Here is a 1216-nt window from a genome sequence, read left to right on the forward strand (position 1 = left end):
CTCCGGCCCAGACCGAGCAGCAGGCTCCGGCCCAGACCGAGCCTGAGCCGCAGGGCGAGAGCGCCGCTCAGAGCCCCGACATCGACCCGATCGGTGGGGACCAGCCCAGCGGCGGTGGGAACCAGGCCGTCGTCGAGTTCGCCCACTCCGGCATCGGCACGCCCTACGTGTGGGGCGGCGCCAGCCAGTCCGGCTGGGACTGCTCCGGCTTCGTGAACAACGCCCTGCAGGCCGGAGGCAAGAACCCCGGCGCCCGCACCTCCAGCGGCATCATGGCCAACGGCACCCCGACCAGCAACCCGCAGCCCGGCGACGTCGTCGTCGAGCACGGTGTGAGCCACGTGGCCATCTACATCGGCAACGGCAAGGCCATCGGCGCTCAGAACCCGAGCACCGGGACCGTGATGTACGACATCAACCCGGGCAACGTGGACGCCTACGTGACCTTCTGATCCGAGGAGCCACACTCGGCATCGGATCCTGCGGGGTTCACACTCGCACAGAGGCGGGGTTCGGACAGCTCAGATTCTGTCCGGACCCCGCCTCTGTGGGTGTCCCGATGTCGCAGGTGTATGACGCACCCTCGGCCGGGCATCGCAGATCAGCGGCGTGACCCGGCAGGCGAAATGCCGTAGGGTGAGATGCGTCCCTAGGCTTGCACGTCGGCGCGCACGGCGCCGACATCTTCAGCCGGAGGCCACTCCAAGACCCCCATCGGTGCCCGGCCTGGGCAGTGGGGAGATGCACCGGGAACGACGGTGCACCGTAAGAAAGTAGGAAAGATACATGGCCACTGGCACCGTGAAATGGTTCAACGCTGAGAAGGGTTACGGGTTCATCGCACCCGACGACGGCTCGGACGACGTCTTCGCGCACTTCAGCGCGATCCAGACCTCCGGGTTCCGCACCCTCGAGGAGAACCAGAAGGTGGAGTTCGAGACCGCACGCGGCCCGAAGGGTCTGCAGGCGGAGAACATCAACCCCCTCTGATCCTCAGCTGATCCGTCACTTCGGCCCCCGCACCATTCGTGGTGCGGGGGCCGAAGTCGTTCCGGAGCATCCCGGCGTACACCAGGCGCTTCTCCGCCGCTCGTCACTCCGCTGCCGATGAGTCCGCCTCCCGGCGCCCGGATCCGGCAGGTTGTCGTCATTCAGCTATGTGGGCGGTTCGGGCTTCCGTATATACGAATGTGATGTCTCAGGACTTGTGTGACAG

Annotated in this window: 2 protein-coding genes; both read left to right on the plus strand. The window is 66.5% G+C overall.

The features are described 5' to 3' along the window. Window positions 1-452: C40 family peptidase (locus N7E59_RS11800; protein WP_261625134.1), on the plus strand; the 452-nt coding region annotated here is incomplete at its 5' end. A gap of 334 nt (window positions 453-786) precedes the next feature. Beyond that, window positions 787-990, plus strand: a complete 204-nt coding sequence (locus N7E59_RS11805; RefSeq protein WP_261625135.1) for a cold-shock protein — start codon at window positions 787-789, stop codon at window positions 988-990. Window positions 991-1216: the final 226 nt, after the last annotated feature.

It is taken from the genome of Nesterenkonia marinintestina (genome assembly GCF_025420485.1).
GTDB lineage: Bacteria > Actinomycetota > Actinomycetes > Actinomycetales > Micrococcaceae > Nesterenkonia > Nesterenkonia marinintestina.